The organism is Intrasporangium sp. Soil_C_50, assembly GCF_057656595.1.
This window is the reverse complement of the sequence record NZ_JBDGKB010000006.1, coordinates 1-18,348: the sequence shown is the minus strand read 5'-3', so window position 1 is coordinate 18,348 and position 18,348 is coordinate 1. Positions and strand designations below refer to the sequence as shown.

Sequence of the window (18,348 nt, the reverse complement as noted above, 5' to 3'; positions counted from 1 at the left end):
TCGGGCGTCAGACGCGTCGGCACCCGTCACGACGGACGCCCCCACCCGAACCGGGTGGGGGCGTCCGGTCGTCCACGCTCGACGTCAGGGCGTGCAGGCCGTCTCGTCGAAGTGGCCGGGTGTGCCGGGGTAGGCCTGGCCCGCCCCGTGCTCGTTCTCGCCCGGGTAGACCATCGCGAGCTCGCGGAAGGCCGACGTGCCCGCCGTCGTCACGTCGGAGCCGGGGCGACCGGCGCTCGAGGACCACGCCAGCTGCTGGAGCCAGCCCTGCATCGCCGGGGAGTGCCCGCGCACGTCGTTGAAGCCGCCGTAGGCCGCGTTGCAGTGGGTGAAGAGGTTGTACGCGCCGTTCCAGTCGATGAGCCGGTCGCCGGGGTTGGGCCCGTTGGCCGTCACGTCGCCCTGGAGCACGTCGCGGTCCCAGCCGCCGTAGATCCAGTCGGTGCCCTGGTGGTGGTTGTCGTCGGCAGGGTCGGCGTCGGCCAGCCCCGTCATCTCGAACCACAGGCACGGGTCGACCGTGACGACGGCCTTCTTCGTCCCGGTCGTCAGCGGCCAGTCGCCGAGCGTGCACCCGCTGCCGGGTGCGTAGGAGCCCCGCGGCCGCACGTCGAGCAGGTCGGAGCCGAGCACGTCCTGCTTGGCCGCGTCGGACTCGCCCGCACCGCCGAAGAGGTGGTCGACGAACCGGTCGTCGGTGCCACGCGAGCTCGGCGTGAAGACGCCGTTCACGAGGCAGTCCGGCGTCGTGGCGTCGAGCACGGCGTCGCAGCCCTGCCCGCCCCAGAGGACGTCCTCGCCGTCGCCGCCGAAGACGTCGTCGCCGCCGCTGTCGCCGTTCGCGACGTCGTCGCCGTAGCCGGCGTGGATGGCGTCGTCGCCGGAGCCGCCACGGATGAGGTCGCGCCCGCCCTCGTCCATGCCGTTGTGCGGCATGGCGGCGGCGGTCGAGGCCCCGATCCACTGGTCGCCGTCGACGTCGTGGAGCAGGTCGACGCGTCGGTCGTAGGCGCCTCGCGGGAAGGCGGTGAACGTCTCCTTCGGCGGGCTGTTGAGCGTCACCGACGCCTGGGCGGGGCTGTCACCGGCGCTCAGGTACTGGTTCACCACGCCGCCGCGGTCGCCGACGATCGCGTCACGACCTGCGTCGCCGTTGATCCGGTCGTCGCCGAGCTCTCCGTAGAGGTCGTCGTCGCCGTCACCGCCGGAGATGACGTCGTTGCCGTCCTGGCCCCAGATGCCGTCGTTGCCGTCGTCGCCCCAGAGCGTGTCGGCGCCGAAGGCCCCGGCCGGCTCGCACGTGGCCTGCGCGGTCGTGCAGAAGCGGGTGCTCGGACCGGGCAGCGCCGGGTCGTGGGTGCGCGAGGCCGTCGCGTCCACCGGCACCGCGCCGTCGGGGTAGCGGTCGGCGTAGACCTTCTCGGTCTGCGCGCCGGGGCTGCCCTGCAGGGTGCGCAGGAGAGAGCCGTTGTCGCCGAGGACGACGTCGTCGCCGCCGTTGCCCTCGACGACGTCGGAGCCGTCGCGGAAGCCGGGGGCCGTGGAGCCGCCGATGACATCGTCCTGCCCGGGCGCCGAGCTCGTGCCGCGCAGCAGCGCGACGGGGCTCGCCGACCCGGGCCAGGCGGCCGTGACCGCCAGGACCGTCGTGCCGTGGGCCGAGGCCTGGCCGAACGGCAGGTCACCGAAGAGCTGGTCGGCTCCCCCGTTGCCCTCGACGTGGTCGGCGCCGGCGTCGCCGGTGACCGCGTCGTTGCCGTCCTGGCCGAGGAGCACGTCGACGCCGTCGCCGCCGGAGAGCCGGTCGAACCCGTAGAGCGTCGCCGAGGGCGTCGTCAGCGGGTTCGCGCCGAGGTCCCACGGCTGGATGACCCGCGGCGCCATCGCCCGGCCGCTGGTGCTGCCGAGGCGGACCGTGACCGAGCTCGGGGCCTGGCCGGAGACCGGACGCAGCACCTGGCCGTTGTCGCCGAGCACGACGTCGTCGCCCGGCCCGCCGAAGACGGCGTCGTCGGTGTCGGGCTGGCCGACGGTCGTCGAGCCGGAGAGGCCCGTGCCTGCGGACGGCGTCGAGCTGCCGCCCACGAGGTCGTCGTCGCCGAGGCCGCCCTCGACCCAGTCGACGTCCGGCCCGCCCTCGACGTAGTCGTCGTCGCCCTCGCCCTTGAGGCGGTCGGTGCCGCTCTGGCCGAGGATGACGTCCTGACCGTCGCCGCCGAAGACCTGGTCGGCGCCGGAGTTGGCGAGGACCGGGCTCGAGCCGAGGTCGAGCAGGGTCACCCGGTGCGTCCGCGCGAAGCCGCGCATCCGCGTGACCGGCGTCGAGTCGGCCGGGGCGACCCCGGAGACGAGGACCGCGTTGTCGCCGGCGATGAGGTCGGCTCCGGCGTCGCCGTAGAGGCGGTCGCCGGTGTCGGGCCGTCCGACGCCGGGGCTCGCCTCCTGGAAGGACCCGCCGACGACCTCGTCCTCGCCCGCGTCGCCGTGGACGAGGTCGGCGCCGTTGTTGCCCTCGAGGTGGTCGGCGTCGTCGCCACCGTTGACCTCGTCGTCGCCGAGGCCGCCGTACGCGGTGTCGTCCCCGGCGCCGCCGTACACGACGTCGCCGCGGCCGGCGGCCGGCGTCAGGCCGTCGAGGTCGTACGGGATCGCCGGGGCGTCCGCCGTGCTCGTCGGGTCGTCCACCGTGCCGTTGTCGCCGACGATGACGTCGTTGCCGGTGTCGCCGGAGATCGTGTCCCCGGCGTCGGCCGGCCCGACGTCGGTGCGACCCGCGGCCCGGGTGCCGCCGTAGAGCACGTCGTCGCCGTCGCCGCCGCTGATGCGGTCGGAGCCGTTGTTGCCCTCGACGACGTCCGAGCCGGCCTGTCCGTAGAGCTGGTCCTGGCCGGCGTTGCCGAAGACGAGGTCGGCCCCGGCGTCGCCGTAGCCGCGGTCGTCGCCGCTGCCGCCCCAGACGTGGTCGGCGTCGTCGCCACCGAAGAGGATGTCGCCACCCTCCTGGCCGCAGACGAGGTCGGCGCCGCCGCCGGCGAGCACGCGGTCGCTCGCGCCGCCGGCCGAGATGGTGTCGACGCCGGCACCGCCGAGGACGAGGTCGTTGCCGTCGCCACCCGCGGCCGACGTGCCCTCGGGCACCGGGTCGCTCGTGACCGGGCTCCCGGGCCGGCACGTCTCGTCGGCCGCCGCACCGACGGTCGCGGCGTCGCGCAGGGTGTCACCGAACACCGTGGACGGGCCGTCGCCGCCGACGACGTGGTCGTTGCCGAGGCCGCCGACGAGCGTCTTGCGCGACGAAGTCTCCCCCACCGGGATCGGCAGGTGCGTCACGGCGCGGTAGGCCCCGAAGTCGACGCCCTCGATGACGTCGGACCCGCGGGCGTTGCCGGCCGCGTCGAGGCCACGGGCCCCGACCTGGCTCGGCTCGGCGATGACGTAGTCGTCGCCGGGACCGCCGTACAGGGCGTCGGTGCCGTAGCCGCCGACGAGGGCATCGGGACCGCCGCCACCGACGATCCGCGCGTGCTCACCCCTCTTCGAGTGGCTCGTCACGACGTCCTCGACGGCGCTGCCCCAGACCTGGTCGTCGCCCGAGCCGGTCTCGATGATGTTCGGGATCGACGGCTTGCCCGACGGGGTCGTCAGCGTGTCGGCGGTGCCGGTGGCGTCGACGCCGAAGGTGCCCTCGGTCGAGGCGTAGATCGTGTCGGGGCCGGAGCCGCCGGTGACCGAGTCGCTGCCGAGGCCGCCGATGAGGACGTTGCCCTCCGAGGCGGTCGTCGTGCCGGCCGCGGAGCCCGGGCGGTCCGAGGCGACGCCGATCTTGTCGTCGCCCGGGCCACCGTTGACGCGGTTCGTGCCGAGGCCGACGCTGATGACGTCGGCGCCCCCACTGCCCTGGTCGCCCTGGGTCGGGTCGACGTCGAGCTTGGTCCAGTCGACGACGCCGGTCAGGTCGACCTTCGTGATCTTCGGCGACGAGTTGTCGACGTCGACGGGGTTGAGCGCGGCGGCGACGTCGGTGACGGACGTCGGCAGGGCGCCGTCGCCGGACACGAGGTCCTTGCCCTGGCCGGTCGTGATGGCGTCGGCTCCCGGACCGCCCGCGACGCGGGCGACCTTGCCGACGGCGTCGGCCGTGACGATGCGGTCGTCGCCCGCGCCACCGTCGACCCACGCGTTGCCGGTGCCGGTCGAGATCTGGTCCTTGCCGGGGGTGCCGAAGACGACCGCGTCCTTGTCGAAGACCGACAGGTCGGCCTGCGTCGTCGCCGACGACGGGTCGGCGTCCTTCTTGCCGTCACCGACGAAGCCGACGACGAGCGGTGTCGAGGAGCCGCGGCCGTCGACGACGACCCGCTTGAGGTTCGGGTCGAGGTACTCGCGTGTCTCACCGAGCATCTGCACCTTGAAGCCGTCGAAGTCCGGGTCGGTGCCGGCGTCGTCGCCCGGCTTCTGGGCGAAGTGGAGCGCCGTCACCTTGACCGTGTCGGACTCGGTGTCCGCCGTGTTGCCCCATGGCGCCCCACGCGCGGCGTCGGTGCCGAAGCGCCCGGCGAAGACGACGAGCGTGTCGCCGGTCGTGCCACCCAGCCTGGGTGGCGGCGGCTCGCAGTTCGGTTTCGCCGTGAAGTCGAGCAGCGTGATGTCGGCGATGTTGATGGAGAAGGACACGCTGAACGGTGAGAACCCGAGCGTCACGTAGAGGCGCAGGAACAGGCTGAGCCGCCCGGTCGTCGTGAAGAGGCACAGCGGGTTGTTGACCGCGGTCTGGAGGAACTCGCTGACGCGGAACTTGCCGTCGTTGTTCGGGTCGTTCCAGTGGAACCCGATCGTCAGGTGCAGGCCGCCCTCGATGCCGACGGTGATGATCACGGCCGACACCGCTGCGCCAGCGGCGATCTCGCCGTCGAGCCGCACGACGGGCACCGGCACCCCGTTGGCGTCGGTCGTCTTGAAGTAGAGGCCGTCGAGGAGCTTGACGGCGTCGACCTTCGTGCCGGACTGCGCCGCCTCGACCGCGTAGCGGATGCCGGCGGTGTCGAGCCCGGCCATGAACCGCAGCGTCACCGACGCCGAGCCGGACAGCGTCACCATGACCGGCGGCGGCGCGTAGACCGGACCGAACGACTGGCGCCACGTGAAGCCGAGGGTCAGCGGCCCGCTGTCGAACTCGACGAGCGAGACGTCGCTGCCCATGAGCAGGCTGAAGACCGACGCCGGGTCGTCGAGGATCGGGAAGGTGAAGCCCGACTTGTTCGCGCTGCCGGCGGTGCCGCCCGAGCCGAACACGTTGCCCTTGCCGCCCTTGCTGTTGAGGGCGTTCTTCACGTCGGCCGAGCTCGCGGGCTGGGGGCTGGTGATGAGCGAGGTGGCCGAGCCCGGTGCGAGGCTGCTCGTCGGCGAGACGCTCGTGGCCAGCGCCTTGTCGCCGTCGACCGCGAACTTGCCGATCGGGATGAGGCACGTCGGGTCGCCCGGGCCGCCACCGCAGTCGGGCAGGTTGTTGATCAGGGTGGTGAGGGCCGCGATCTTGTCGACGAAGTCGAGCTTCGGGCCGCCGGCCAGCGTGTTGAACGTCTTGGCCAGGGTGATGAGGCTGACGTCGCCCCCACCGGCCATCTTGCTCAGGTCCGACAGCACCGGGATCGGCGCGTAGAGCGTGTCGATGACCGGCTGGAGCGGCCCGGTGACCGACTTGACCTTCTTGAGGACCGGCCCGAGCAGGTTCGACAGGAACCCGCCCGCATCGATGGCGACGTCCTTGAACTCGATCGTCGGGGCCCCGAGGCTCTTGAGGTTCTTGTTCGAGAACTCCCACCCGAGAAGGAAGTTCGCCTGGACCCCCGGGAGCACCGAGTCGACGGACGCCTTGACGAGCCAGTCCGCCCTGATCTTGGCGGTGAGGGAGATCCCGAAGAGCGAGGACGCGTCGCCGCGGGCGATGTCGGAGATCGTCAGGACGCTGTCGGCCGTCTCCGTCGCGTCGCGTGACTTGAGGTCGACGAGGAACGCGCCGGCGAACAGCGGCGCGGTGCCGTTCTTCTTGACGTCGATGTCGAGGAAGGCGAGCTTGGCCTTCATCGTCGCGGGCATGTCGAAGCGCGCCCCGAGGCCGAACTCCGGTGCGGGGGCGCCGTCCTGCCAGCTGTCGTGGGTGTAGATGACGAAGCCGTCGTCGGTGTTGATGCCGGCCTTGACGTGCAGCTGCAGGCCGAGGCCGTAGGTGATGGCGTCGTCGTCGCCTGCCTTGAGGGCGAGGCCCGGGATGCCGATGTCGAGCGGCAGCTTCTTGCCGTCGCCGAGGCAGCCGGAGCCGGGCACGCAGCCGGCGTCGGGCGTCACGGTGCCGGCCTTGACGTCGAACGCGAGGTTGACGCCGTTGATGCTCGTCGTCGGGCAGTCGATGAGCATCGGCTTCGTCGTCACGGGCGTGTACGCAGCGGCGGCCGCACTGCCGTCGTCGGTGAAGGTCTGCGCGCTGCCGGACACGGCATCGACGACCTTGACGAGCTGGAAGGCGCCGCCGTCCTTGCTGCGCAGCACCTTGTACTTCGTCGCGCCCTCGGACTTCGTCCACGACACCTTGATCGAGTTGCCGCCGCCGAGCGCGGTCCACGAGGTCGTCGTCTCCGTACTCGGGGACGAGGCGACGGTGTCGCCGTCGGTGCCCGAGCCGGAGCCCTGGCTCGCGACGATCTCGTAGCGCCACTTCGTCGCACCGGTCGTCGACGGCGTCGCCGCCAGCGTGGGTGCGTCGGTCGGCTCGAGCTTCGCCTTGCACTCGTAGTCGACGGTCAGGCTCGTCTTCTGGAGCCCGGCCGCGGCGATCGCCTCGGCGATCTTGGTGTTGACGTAGTCCTTGGCCTCCTCGGGGCTCGCCGGCACGTTGCCGAGCTTGGCCTTGATCTCGGCGCGCAGGCGTCCGATCGAGTCGGCGCCCTGCTGGAGGTCCTTGCCGACGAAGGGCAGCTTGCCGTCGAAGGTCGCGAGCCGCATCGACTGCTCGATCTTCTCGAGGTAGCCGTCGAGGCCCGGGCCGATCTGGGTGAAGTCGGCGAAGGCGTTCGCGAAGGCGGCCGAGAGGTCGGGCAGCTCGAACCGCTTCTTCGCGTCGTCGGGGGCCGGGAGGTTCCCGGAGAGGTCGAGCAGGGTGGCCGGGTCGGTGGAGTCCGGCAGGCGCAGGGCGACCGAGCCGAGCGACGTGGTCGGCCCGCCCGACACCGTCGCGTAGAGCGGGATGACGCCGCAGACCATGAGCGAGGTGGTCAGGCCCTCACCGCAGTCGACCGGGGTGTTCGAGGCGTTGAAGCTCACGTCGAGCCCGGACAGGAAGGTGGAGAAGCTGACCGGAGTGTCCGCAGCGGCGCCGGCGTCGGACAGCTCGAGGCTGAGGTTCGCCCGCAGCTTCGCCCGCTTGGCCGGGTCGCCGCCGGGGTCGCCCGCCGACACCGTCAGCGGGCCGATGGTGCCGGCGGCGCGGCCGTCGAAGCCGGCGTCGGCGGCGATGCCGACCTTGGAGTCGGCGAGCACCTTGAGCGACGCCGCGTCGTCGGGCCCGGTGCCCGGCGCGAGCGGCACGACGAGGCCGACCTTGACGCCGCCGGTGACGTGCGCGGCGCCCTGGCCGGTCGCGGCCGCCGTGACGAGGGACTTGTCGCCGCCGAGGTCGAGCCGCACGGGCGTGCTCGTGCGGTAGTCGCGCTTCCAGTCGAGGTCGAGCACGACGTTCGGGGTGCCGCCGGTGTCGAGGTAGCGGAAGTGCAGGGCACCGGTGCCGAGGCGGTCGTCGAGGACCTTCACGAGGTCCTGCATGTTCTGCGGCGGGTGTAGCGAGATCACGTCGATGGCGTCGTCGAGCGGCGAGCGGAACGAGTACGCCGTGTCGTCGGCGGGCTTCGTCGTCCACGGCTCGGTCAGCGTGACCGTGTCGCCCGACGCCGAGGCCACGACGGCCACCTGCGTCCCGACGACGACCGTGCGTCCGACGAACGACGCGTCGAACGTGCGGCCCACGTGCTGAAGGGTGTTCGTGCCGTAGTTGACATCCGAGCCGACACCCGACGCGTCGCGGCGCATGAGGTCGCGCAGCGACGTGCCCGTGCCGGGGATCTCGCGGCTGTAGATGCCGGACGCGCCACCGGGCTGCGCCTCGGCGAGCTGCGCGGCGAGCGTCTGGAGGGTCTTGAGGACGATGGCGAACAGCTCGGCCTGCGAGCCGGGCTTGATGTCGAGGGCGAAGATCCTGCTCAGGCGGCTGAGGTCCAGCTGCGGGCCGTCGGCGCCGCTCACCCGGGTCAGGTCGTTCCAGTGCGCCGAGACGCCGACGTCGGAGCCGGCGGGGAGGAACCCGGCGGCGTCGGGCACCGAGACCTTGAGGTCGGCGGTGGCACGCACGTTGACGTCGACGTCGAGCAGGTCGCCGGCCTGGCTCGTTCCCGTCGGGGTGTCGGTGACGAGGGTGGCGAAGAGGTCGCGGAGCCGGAGGTCGTGCTGGGCGTCGCCGGCCTGCTTGAGGCCGATCGAGAGCATGTGGCCGGTGCCGGCGGCCGAGCAGTCGGCGGGGGCCGAGCTGTTGCACACCGACAGCGAGCCCTTGAGCCGCACCTGGAAGAAGCCGGCGTTGGCCGTGAAGTCGACGGCGGTGTCGATCGGGAAGTCCGCGGTGAGCAGCGGGCTGCCGGTGCGCACCATGATGCGGTCGGGTCCGAGCGGGAGCGAGGTGACGTTCGTCGAGAAGGCGCCCGTCTTCTGCACGAACGGGCAGGCCTGCGTGTTGCCCTCGAAGCCGATGCAGTCGGCGCCGGTCCTCGGGTCCTGCAGGTCGAGCACGAGGGTGAGGTCGGCGGCGAAGGACGGCTTGACCGTCGCGAAGGTCTGGGCGGAGTTCGCCCGGAGGATGCCGCGTCGTGGGCCCGTGCCACCGGGCTGGTCGGTGAGCTGGTCGCCGAAGGTGACGGCGCCGAGCTGCGCCTCGGGGCCGACGATGACGAACGGCGTGCTCGCGGAGGGCTGCCCGCCGATCCACGTGCCGGCAACGGTCAGCGAGCTCTTCGTGTTGGCCGTGATCTCGCCGGCCGAGGTCCCGGCCATGACGCGCATGCCGACCCACTGGTTCGCCGTCCACGGCTGGGTGCCGTCGTCGAGCGCGAGGCCGTTCGCCGAGTACGTCGCCGACGGGCGGGACGTGCGAGCGGCGCCCGCGTCCATGGCGACGCCGGCGGACGGCGCCGTCTTCACCATGCGCATCCGGAACACGAGCTTGCTCGTCGCCGCGTCCCACGACAGGTTGTCGAGGCCGATCCCGGCTGTCTTGAGCTTGGCGACGAGGTCCTGGAGCGAGTCGAACGTCGGGTTGCCCACGGTCGACGCGTCGAAGCCCGGCGGTGACGGCTGGTTCGGGTCGGGCGCCTGCACGACGTTGGCCTCGAGGAAGTCGACGAGCACCTGGTTGGCCTTGACGGCGTCGGACACCGTGCCGCGCAGGAACGGCAGGTCGAGGTTGCCGGTCGAGGGCAGCGGGCCGGCACCGTCGGGGTCGAACTTCGCGGCCTGGATGCCGGTCAGCGCGGTGGCCACCTGGGCGAGGCCGTCGGCGAGGTCGCGCAGGCTCATGTTCTGGAACTTGCCGACGAGGTCGGCGAGCGTCGGGGCCGTGACGGTGGGCGAACCGGTGGCGATGTTCGGCCAGGCGACCGTGACGTCGGCGGCGACGTTCGTCGGGAAGGCCACTCCGGCAAGGCCACTCGTGTCGGCGGCGACGTGCAGGGTGCCGGACACCGAACCCGCTGTGCCCGGCTGGGTCGGCGACCCGGTCGGGTCGAGCGCGGCCGACACGAGTCCGGCGAGCGAACCGTCGGCGGCCAGCTCGCCGTCACCGGTGCCCGCCGCGTCGAAGGCGAGGACGCCGTCGTTGTTCGGGTCGGCGATCGTCGCGTAGGCGTGCGTCGTCACGGCGAAGTCGGTGCTGCTCAGGGTCACGCCGAGGATGCCGACGGCGGCCCTCGCCGCCGCGGACAGGTGCGCGGTCACGTCGACGTCGAGACGGGCGGCGTGCGCGGCATCGCTCGCGAGGTAGACCTTGTTCGTGGTCGGGCCGGTCCAGACGACCCAGAGCGACAGCGTCGCCTCGATCGTGGCCGTGACGCCCTTCGGCGAGGAGAGCTCGACCCGCGGGCTCGCCGAGCTGACGGCGAGCGCCTGCTGCGTCGCCGTGCGCGTGACGACGAGGTTGACGTGGACGCGCTTGCCCTCGCCGGCGTCGTCCACGGTGATGTCGAGCGTGCCGGTGCGGCCGCCGGGAAGGCTGACCGACTCCCCCGACGTCGCCAGGTCGGCCCACGTCGTCGTGCCGGCGAGCGCGCCGGTGACGCCCTCCTTGACGAGGTCGTCGAGGCCGGCGAGGCCGCCGGGGCTCGCAGCGACGAAGGGCAGCTGCCTGCCGAGCGCGCCGATCGTCGCCAGCCCACCGGTCCACGTGGCGAGGTTGTTCGTGCCGCCGGCACCACCGAGCAGCGCCACGACCTTGTCCACCCCGGGATCCGGGTCGGCCGCGAAGGCCGGTGAGGGCCCGGCGAGAGCGCCGACGGCGACGAGGAGCGAGGCCAGCCCGGCTCCGAGGGCACGACTGACGGACTTGCGCACCATGATTCTCCCCATGTGGGGCGCGCCTGTGCCCGAACGGTGTCCGCGAGCCTCGACCAAGCGCGCTACCTGCGGCCGAACGTAGTGACGCAGACCACACCTGTCCGGCGAATGCTGCGAAATAGTTGAGAAGTGGTGCGAAGGTGACCGATGGTGCAGATGGGGCATGCCGGGAATGCCGGGCACCTGCGGGGCGGCGATGGCAGGATCGCGCCATGGCCAAGGACTTCCACATCAGTCGCTCGACCCTCGTCGCCGCCTCGACCGAGCGGGTCCACGCCCTCGTCAACGACCTGCACGAGTGGCAGAAGTGGTCCCCGTGGGAGGGGCTCGACCCCCACCTCGAGCGCACCTACGCCGGCCCGCAGTCCGGCGTCGGGGCGACGTACGCGTGGCGTGGCAACAGCAAGGCCGGCCAGGGGCGCATGGAGATCGTGGAGTCCCAGCCCCACCACGTGGGCGTCGACCTCGTCTTCTCGGCCCCGGTGCGCGCCACCAACCGCGTCGACTTCACCCTGACGCCGCACGGGGACTCGACGGCCGTCGAGTGGGCCATGACCGGCCCGCAGAACGCCGTCATGCGCCTCATGAGCAGGTTCTGGTCGATGGAGAAGCTCATCGGCCCCGACTTCGAGAAGGGCCTCGCCCAGCTCAAGGCCGCCGCCGAGTCCGCGGAGTCCGCTGACTCGGCAGGCTCCGCCGACTCCGCCGACCGGTGACCGCGACGCCTCGGCTGCGCACTGGTACAGCTGACCTACGACCCGACGCGACGCGCCTCGACGCGCACCGCTTCTACGAGCGGCTCGGCTTCGAGAAGTCGCACGTCGGGTTCAAGAAGGCCCTCTGACCCGACGGGCGACCCCGCTGCCGCTCAGAAGATCTGGACCCGCTCCTCCTCCGGGCGCCACATGGCGTCCTCCGGCGTGACCCCGAACGCCTCGTGGAACTGGCTGACGTTGCGCACGGCGTTGCCGCGCACCTCCTGCGGCGAGTGCGGGTCGATGGCGAGCAGGCGGATCGCCTCGGCCTCGCGAGCCTTGCCCTGCCACACCCGCGCCCAGCCGATGAAGAACCGCTGCGGCCCGGTGAAGCCGTCCAGCTCGGCCATCCCCGACTCCTCCGTCGCGATGCGGTAGGCCGCGTAGCCGATCTGCAGGCCGCCGAGGTCGCCGATGTTCTCGCCGACGGTCAGCGCGCCGTTGACCGTGTGCGAGTCGTCGAGTCCGGCCGGGGTGTAAGCGTTGAACTGCTCGATGAGCCGCTGCGACAGGGCGTCGAAACGCTCCCGGTCGCCCTCGGTCCACCAGTCGCGCAGGGCACCCGTGCCGTCGTAGCGCGAGCCCTGGTCGTCGAAGCCGTGGCCGACCTCGTGCCCGATGACGGCACCGATGCCGCCGTAGTTGACGGCGTCGTCGGCCTCGAGGTCGAAGAACGGCGGCTGGAGGATCGCGGCCGGGAAGACGATCTCGTTCATCGAGGGCATGTAGTACGCGTTGACGTGCTGCGGCAGCATGAACCACTCGCCGTGGTCGACGGGCTGACCGATCTTGGCGAGGTTGCGGTCGACCTCGAACTCCGTTGCGCGAGAGACGTTCCCGATCAGGTCGCCCGGGTCGATGCTGATCGAGGAGTAGTCGCGCCACGTGTCGGGGTAGCCGATCTTCGGCGTGAACGCCTCGAGCTTGGCGATCGCCTCGGCACGGGTCTCGGCGCCCATCCAGGCGAGCGAGCCGAAAGAGCGCCGGAACGCCTCGACGAGGTTGGCGACGAGCTGCTGCATGCGCTCCTTCGCCTCCGGCGGGAACCACTTCTCGGCGTAGAGCCGGCCCACGGACTCGCCGACGCCGTTCTCCACCGCCGACACGGCGCGCTTCCACCGCTCGCGGTTCTCCGGCTGGCCCGACAGGGTTCGGCCGAAGAAGTCGAAGTCCTCGTCGACGAGGGCCTGCGGCAGCAGCGAGGCGAACTCGCTGAGCACGTGCCAGGTGAGCCAGGCCTGCCAGTCGGCGACCTCGACCTCGGCGAGCGCCTCGCCGAGCGCCGTGAGGAAGCTCGGCTCGCGGACGATGACCTTGGCGAACGCGCCCTCGGGGGCCCTCATGCCGAGCAGCCAGGCGTCCCAGGGGAACTGCGGTGCGAGCTGGCGCGCCTCGTCGAGGCTGTAGGCGTTGTACGTCTTGACGGCGTCGCGCGTGGCGACGTTGTCCCAGTGGCCCGCGGCCAGGCGCGTCTCGAGGGCCATGACGCGAACGGCCTTGTCCTCGGGGTCCGGGATGCCCGCGAGCGTCAGGAGCCGGCCGATGTGCGCGACGTAGGCCTCGCGGATCGCGGCGTACTTGTCCTCGCGGTAGAACGACTCGTCGGGCAGCCCGAGACCGCCCTGCTCGAGGTACACGACGTACTCCTCGGGCGAGCGCTCGTCCGGACCGACCCAGGAGTGGAGCACGCCGTGGACGCCGACGCGCTCGAGGCGCCCCAGCGTCGCGCCGAGCGACTCGACGTCGTGCACGGTCGCGACGTCGGACAGGAACGGCTCGAGCGGCGCGAGGCCGAGTGCCTCGATCCGCTCGGTGTCCATGAAGCTCGCGTAGAGGTCACCCACCTGGCGGGTCGGCGACCCGGGCGCCGCGTCGCGATCGGCGGCAGCGCCCTCGATGAGGTCGTGCACCCGCGCGGTGGACTGCTCACGCAGGACGTCGAAGGTGCCGAAGCGAGCTCGGTCCCCGGGGATGTCCGTCGTGTCGAGCCACGTGCCGTTGACGAACCGGAAGAGGTCGTCCTGGGGGCGGGTGGCGCGGTCCATCGCGCCGAGGTCGATGCCGGACTTCAGCGTCACGTCGTGCCTCCGTGTGTCGTGCGGTCGGGTGTCGACGCGGGCGGGCCGCGTCCCGTGCGCAGCGTAACCACGCGAGCCGCCCGGCGCGGCACCGACCGGTCGACGCGTCGGCGTCGGCCGGCCGGTCCCGGAGAGAGGTCGGTCAGCGGCGCAGGCGTCCGGCGAGGACCCCGGCGATCCCGACGAGCAGGAGCATCCCGCCGAAGGCACCGATGAGCGGAGGCCCCACGAGGCGGATGCTGAGGTCGGCGTTCGTCAGGTTGGCGACGAGCACGTAGGCCGCGACGATCATCGCGAGCAGCCCGAACATCACCGTTCCGGGCCGTGGCCCGCGGCGCACCGTGACGCCGGGCCCCTGTGGACCCTCGTAGGTCTGGGCGACAGGCTCGCCGACGGGCGGCCAGGCCGGGGGCGGAAGCTGGGTCAGGTCGGAGGCCGGGATGACGTCGTCGGGCACCGGCGCGCTCGGCTCGACGCGGAAGGGCACACCGGCCGGCGCGGCCGCCTGCGGCAGTGTCGTGGTGCTCTCCACCGGCAGGGCCGTCGTGTCGGGCGTCGACGCCCTCGGCACCGGGGTCGTCATGTCCGGCCAGCCGAGACGTGCGGAGAGCGTCGGGTCGGGCCGTTCGGTGCTGTCGCTCGTCGCGTCGGTGCTGTCGCTCGTCGCGTCGGTGCTCGTCGCGTCGGTGCTCGTCTCGATGTTCGCGTCGTCGGGCTGCTCGGTGGTCATCGTCGTCTCCAGGTCGTCACGGGTCTCGTGGTCGGCGGGTGCTGCGGGCGTGGGCGTCGGCATCTCGGGTGCATCGGGGGTGTCGGTCGCGTCGGCGCCGCGCCGGTCGGGCTGTCCGGTCATGACGCGCTCCCCGTGGTGACGCGGATCTCGCCGACGCCGACCTCGGCGTTGACGACGATCGAGGGGGTGCCCGCCGGCCCGTAGGTGACCTTCTGGTCGATGCTGATGCCGTTGCCACTGCGCATCCGCATCGGCATACCCGCGCCCGTGTCGTTGCCGTCGTTCGTGTTGACGGCGAGGTTGCCGCCGTTGGCGCCGACCGCCGACAGGGCGCCGGCCCGCGCCTTCGCGTTGACCTGGACGGCCACGCCCTGGGGCACGACGAGGTCGATCTGCCCCATGCCGACGGTGGCGTTCACCGGCAGGTTGGTCTGGCCCTTGAGGGTGGTCGGTGTCAGGCCGGTGAGGTCGACGCGCATCTCACCCATACCGAGCTGGAAGTCACGGTTGTCGGAGACCGAGGACACGACGTGCGTCTGCTCGCCGACCTGCCACGGCTGGGTCAGGCCCCGCGGGGCGGCGGTGGCGAAGACCGCGGCGATCATGCCGAGCACGGTGAAGAAGGCCAGCGCGCCGGCACGGCGTCCGGCGAGACCTGCCACGACGATGCCGAGCCCGAGCACCCCGACGCCGGTCGCGATGCCGACGGCGATCGGGTTGCCCAGCACGCCCGCGCTGTGGGCGATCTCGGCCACGACCGCGCCGGCGAGGACGGCGAGCCCGAGGACGAGCAGCCCGGGCGCGAACCCGATGGTGCGGGTGCGCGGACGCGGGACGCGCGGCACCGGGGCCGGTCGCGGCGGCGCGGCGGTCGCACCGCCGGCCATGGCGGCGCCGGCGTTGGCGGCGGCGTTGCCCGTCGAGGGGGCCGGGGGGGCCGAGGGAGCAGCGGTGGCCGACGCCGTGGTCGACGAGCCGGAGGATGCGGAGCCGGGGTCGGTCCACGGCCAGCCACTGAGCCGGCGTCCCTGGTCGGTGCGGGTGAGGAACCACCACGCGCCGACGGCGAGGAGGACGAACGCCCCGAACCGCAGGCCGTGGGTGTCACCGCCCCACCAGGGACCGCCGCCGAAGAGCGACACGGCGGTGACGACGAGCAGGAAGATCGAGCGGCCCTCACCGTGCTTCAGCGCGCGCTCGAGGTGGATCTCGCCGCGCTCGTCCGGCATGACCAGCCAGAGCGCGAGGTACACAGCCACCCCCATCCCGAAGAAGATCGACAGGAGGATGAAGCCGGCCCGCACGACGAGCGCGTCGACGCCGAGCCAGCGGCCCAGGCCCGTCGACACCCCCGCGAACCAGCCACCGTCGGCGACCCGCGTGATGCCGGGCCGGCGCAGTGCGGCGTAGAACCCGTCCAGCCCGTGCCCCTGCGTCGGGGCGTTCTTGCTCTTCGTCATGTCACCAGACTCGCGCCCCGCCCGCGACGCAGCCATGAGGGTCGACCCTGACCGGACCCTGACGCGACCCCCAAAGGGTGCCTCGGTGGTCGCCCGCACCCCCACCCGTGGGTCAGGATGGAACGGTGCAGACGGCAGACGAGAGCAGGGCCCCGGTGAGCACCGCCGGCGACCCCGCGTCCGATCCCGCGTCGGGGCAGGTGCCGGTACAGGTCTCGGGGCAGGCGACGCCGGTGGCGACCACCGAACCGACGCCCCCGGCGACGCCTGCTCCCGCGTCCTCGCACACGCCCGCACCCGCGGTCCCCACCACGACGATCCCCCCCGCCCCTGCCGCACCCGCGCAGCCGTGGCGGTCGCGCCCACGTCCGCCGCTCGAGCGACGCCGCCAGGGCCGCGTCATCGCCGGCGTCGCTGCGGGCCTCGCCGCCCACCTCGGCATCCCGGTCCTGCCGGTCCGCATCGCGCTCGTCGCGACGAGCATCCCCTTCGGCGCCGGCCTCGTCGTCTACGTCTTCCTGTGGGCCACGATGCGGGAGGGGCACGACGACCTCGCGCCCGCCGCCGGCACGACCGCCGTCCTGCCACCCCCGACGCCGGGCGCGGCCCCGATCACGCCTGGGTCCCCCGCGGCATCCGGCGCCGCGACGCCGGGTGCACCAGCTGCGCCGGGACACCCGGCCACCCCGGGCGCCGGCGCATCTGCCACCACCCCCACCACCGCCGGCCGCTCCCATGCGTCCTTCCCGCTCGACCTCGCCTCGCTGCGGACGTGGCTGCGCAGCGGCAACCAGGCCGTCGTCATCGCCATCGTCGGCGTCGCGGTGCTCGCCGTCGCGGGCGCGTTGTGGCTCGGCAGCGCCGGGCTCAACGTGCACGCCGAGGTCATCCTGCCGGTCGTCGCCATCGGCATCGGCGCGATCTTCTTCTGGTCCCAGCTCGACGAGACCGACGTCCTCGGCGCGCGGCGCCCGGTCCGGTGGATCTGGCTCGTCGTCGGCCTGACGCTGACGGTCCTCGGGCTCGTCGCGCTGTTGGCCCGAGGCACCAACGTGTCAGAGCTGTGGCAGGTGGCCGGCGCGGTGCTCGCCGCCCTCGTCGGCGTCGCCGTCCTGTCGGCGCCGTGGGTGCTGCGCCTCTGGAGCAACCTGCGCCTCGAGCAGGCCGCCCGCATCCGCGCCACCGAGCGCGCCGACATCGCGGCCCACCTGCACGACTCCGTCCTCCAGACCCTCGCCCTCATCCAGCGGCAGGCCGGCGACTCGGCCACCGTGGCGCGCCTGGCCCGGGCCCAGGAGCGGCAGCTGCGCAGCTATCTCTACGACGAGGACGCCCGCGCCGGCTCCCTCGGTGCCGCCCTGACCGCCGCGCTCGGCGAGGTCGAGGACCTCCACGGCGTCCCGGTCCAGCTCGTCGTCACCGGCGACCGGCCGATGGACGAGCACCTCGATGCCCTCGTCAAGGCCGTCCGCGAGGCCGCCTGGAACGCGGTGCGGCACGCCGAGCCCCCGGTCAGCGCCTACGTCGAGGTCGGGCCCGACGCCGTCGAGGCGTTCGTCCGCGACCACGGCGGCGGCTTCGAGCTCGACGACGTGCCCGACGACCGCGCCGGCGTCCGCGAGTCGATCATCGGACGCATGGAGCGCCACGGCGGGTCGGCCCGCATCCGCCGCCGCGCCGACGGCACCGAGATCGAGCTGCGCCTGCCGGTCACGACCACGGCCCCCGCGTCCCCCGCCCCGAACCCGGCATCCGGCACCCCAGACCCCGCGCCGGCGCCCGCCGGTGACGGCGACCGCACGGCCGCGCCGCCGGCGGCGCCGACGAACGGCCCGACGAAACAGGAGCAGCACCCGTGACCAACCCGACCGGCGCCACCGACGCGCGGAGCATCCGCATCGTCATCGTCGATGACCACCACATGTTCCGCACCGGCGTGCGCTCCGAGCTGACGACGCTCGCCGCGCGGGCGCCCTTCCGGCTCGAGATCGTCGGCGAGGCCGGGGCCGTCGAGTCGGCCACCGAGGTCATCGCCCGCGAGAAGCCCGACGTCGTGCTGCTCGACGTGCACCTGCCCGGGGGCGACGGCCACGGCGGCGCCGACGTCATCCGCGCCTGCGCCACGGTCCAGGCCGCCCCCGACGTGCCGGTGCGGTTCCTGGCCCTGTCGGTCTCCGACGCCGCCGAGGACGTCATCGCCGTCATCCGCGCCGGCGCCCGCGGCTACGTCACGAAGACGATCAGCGCCGAGGAGCTGCTCACGGCGATCGGCCGCGTGGCCGAGGGTGACGCCGTGTTCAGCCCCCGCCTCGCCGGCTTCGTCCTCGACGCGTTCGGCGCCGCCGCGGGCGAGGTCGCCGAGATCGACGAGGAGCTCGACCGGCTCTCGGCCCGCGAGCGCGAGGTCATGCGCCTCATCGCCCGTGGCTACCAGTACAAGGAGGTCGCCAAGGAGCTGTTCATCTCCGTCAAGACCGTCGAGACCCACGTGTCGTCGGTGCTGCGCAAGCTCCAGCTGTCCTCGCGGCACGAGCTCACCGCCTGGGCCATGGGCCGCCGCCTCCTCTGAGACCCGATCGAAAGAGCAGTCCGTCCCCTGGCGAGTTCAAGGGGTCGTTGCAACGCTTGGCTCGTTCGGGGCCGAGAGTAGCTTGGCCAGGGCTTCGGCTGGGGTG

8 protein-coding genes are annotated in these 18,348 nt (G+C 72.8%); 4 read left to right on the top strand and 4 right to left on the bottom strand.

What is annotated here, in order from left to right:
* Positions 1-84 precede the first annotated feature (84 nt).
* Positions 85-10,647 carry a calcium-binding protein gene (locus AC3A5R_RS14285; RefSeq protein ID WP_487621432.1) on the bottom strand — a complete coding sequence of 3,521 codons (10,563 nt, stop codon included), beginning with the start codon at positions 10,645-10,647 and terminating at the stop codon, positions 85-87.
* Positions 10,648-10,859: 212 nt separating this feature from the next.
* Here AC3A5R_RS14285 and AC3A5R_RS14280 point away from each other — a divergent pair, with 212 nt between their 5' ends.
* Together AC3A5R_RS14280 and AC3A5R_RS14275 are read left to right on the top strand one after the other, a co-directional pair.
* Entirely contained in the window at positions 10,860-11,363 is a 504-nt protein-coding gene (locus AC3A5R_RS14280) for an SRPBCC family protein (protein ID WP_487621431.1), read from the top strand.
* Positions 11,360-11,491: a hypothetical protein gene (locus AC3A5R_RS14275; RefSeq protein WP_487621430.1), complete on the top strand. Its 132-nt coding sequence runs from the start codon at positions 11,360-11,362 to the stop codon at positions 11,489-11,491. Before AC3A5R_RS14280 ends, AC3A5R_RS14275 begins: the two co-directional genes overlap by 4 nt.
* Before the next feature lie 24 nt (positions 11,492-11,515).
* Here the strand turns inward: AC3A5R_RS14275 and AC3A5R_RS14270 are convergent, their stop codons facing one another.
* The 3 genes from AC3A5R_RS14270 to AC3A5R_RS14260 form a co-directional block, all read right to left on the bottom strand.
* On the bottom strand, positions 11,516-13,447 hold the full coding sequence (locus AC3A5R_RS14270; RefSeq protein WP_487621612.1) for a M13 family metallopeptidase: 1,932 nt from the start codon (positions 13,445-13,447) through the stop codon (positions 11,516-11,518).
* Positions 13,448-13,622: 175 nt separating this feature from the next.
* The gene (locus AC3A5R_RS14265) at positions 13,623-14,333 is read right to left on the bottom strand and encodes a hypothetical protein (protein ID WP_487621429.1); all 711 of its coding nucleotides are present in this window, start codon (positions 14,331-14,333) and stop codon (positions 13,623-13,625) included.
* Positions 14,330-15,673, bottom strand: coding sequence for a PspC domain-containing protein (locus AC3A5R_RS14260; RefSeq protein ID WP_487621428.1), 1,344 nt, complete (start codon positions 15,671-15,673; stop codon positions 14,330-14,332). The genes AC3A5R_RS14265 and AC3A5R_RS14260 overlap by 4 nt, the downstream gene beginning before the upstream one ends.
* 125 nt (positions 15,674-15,798) lie before the next feature.
* Between AC3A5R_RS14260 and AC3A5R_RS14255 the strand changes: the two genes are divergently transcribed.
* Together AC3A5R_RS14255 and AC3A5R_RS14250 are read left to right on the top strand one after the other, a co-directional pair.
* Positions 15,799-17,532, top strand: coding sequence for an ATP-binding protein (locus tag AC3A5R_RS14255; protein WP_487621427.1), 1,734 nt, complete (start codon positions 15,799-15,801; stop codon positions 17,530-17,532).
* Positions 17,529-18,242 (top strand): LuxR C-terminal-related transcriptional regulator, encoded by a 714-nt coding sequence (locus AC3A5R_RS14250; RefSeq protein WP_487621426.1) that lies wholly within the window; start codon positions 17,529-17,531, stop codon positions 18,240-18,242. Before AC3A5R_RS14255 ends, AC3A5R_RS14250 begins: the two co-directional genes overlap by 4 nt.
* Positions 18,243-18,348 lie beyond the last annotated feature (106 nt).

Bases quoted from the DNA above. Each gene is read 5' to 3' on its own strand.
- AC3A5R_RS14280 (WP_487621431.1), top strand. From the start codon at position 10,860: ATGGCCAAGGACTTCCACATCAGTCGCTCGACCCTCGTCGCCGCCTCG.
- AC3A5R_RS14270 (WP_487621612.1), bottom strand. From the start codon at position 13,447: ATGGACCGCGCCACCCGCCCCCAGGACGACCTCTTCCGGTTCGTCAAC.
- AC3A5R_RS14265 (WP_487621429.1), bottom strand. From the start codon at position 14,333: ATGACCGGACAGCCCGACCGGCGCGGCGCCGACGCGACCGACACCCCC.
- AC3A5R_RS14260 (WP_487621428.1), bottom strand. From the start codon at position 15,673: ATGACGAAGAGCAAGAACGCCCCGACGCAGGGGCACGGGCTGGACGGG.
- AC3A5R_RS14285 (WP_487621432.1), bottom strand. From the start codon at position 10,647: ATGGTGCGCAAGTCCGTCAGTCGTGCCCTCGGAGCCGGGCTGGCCTCG.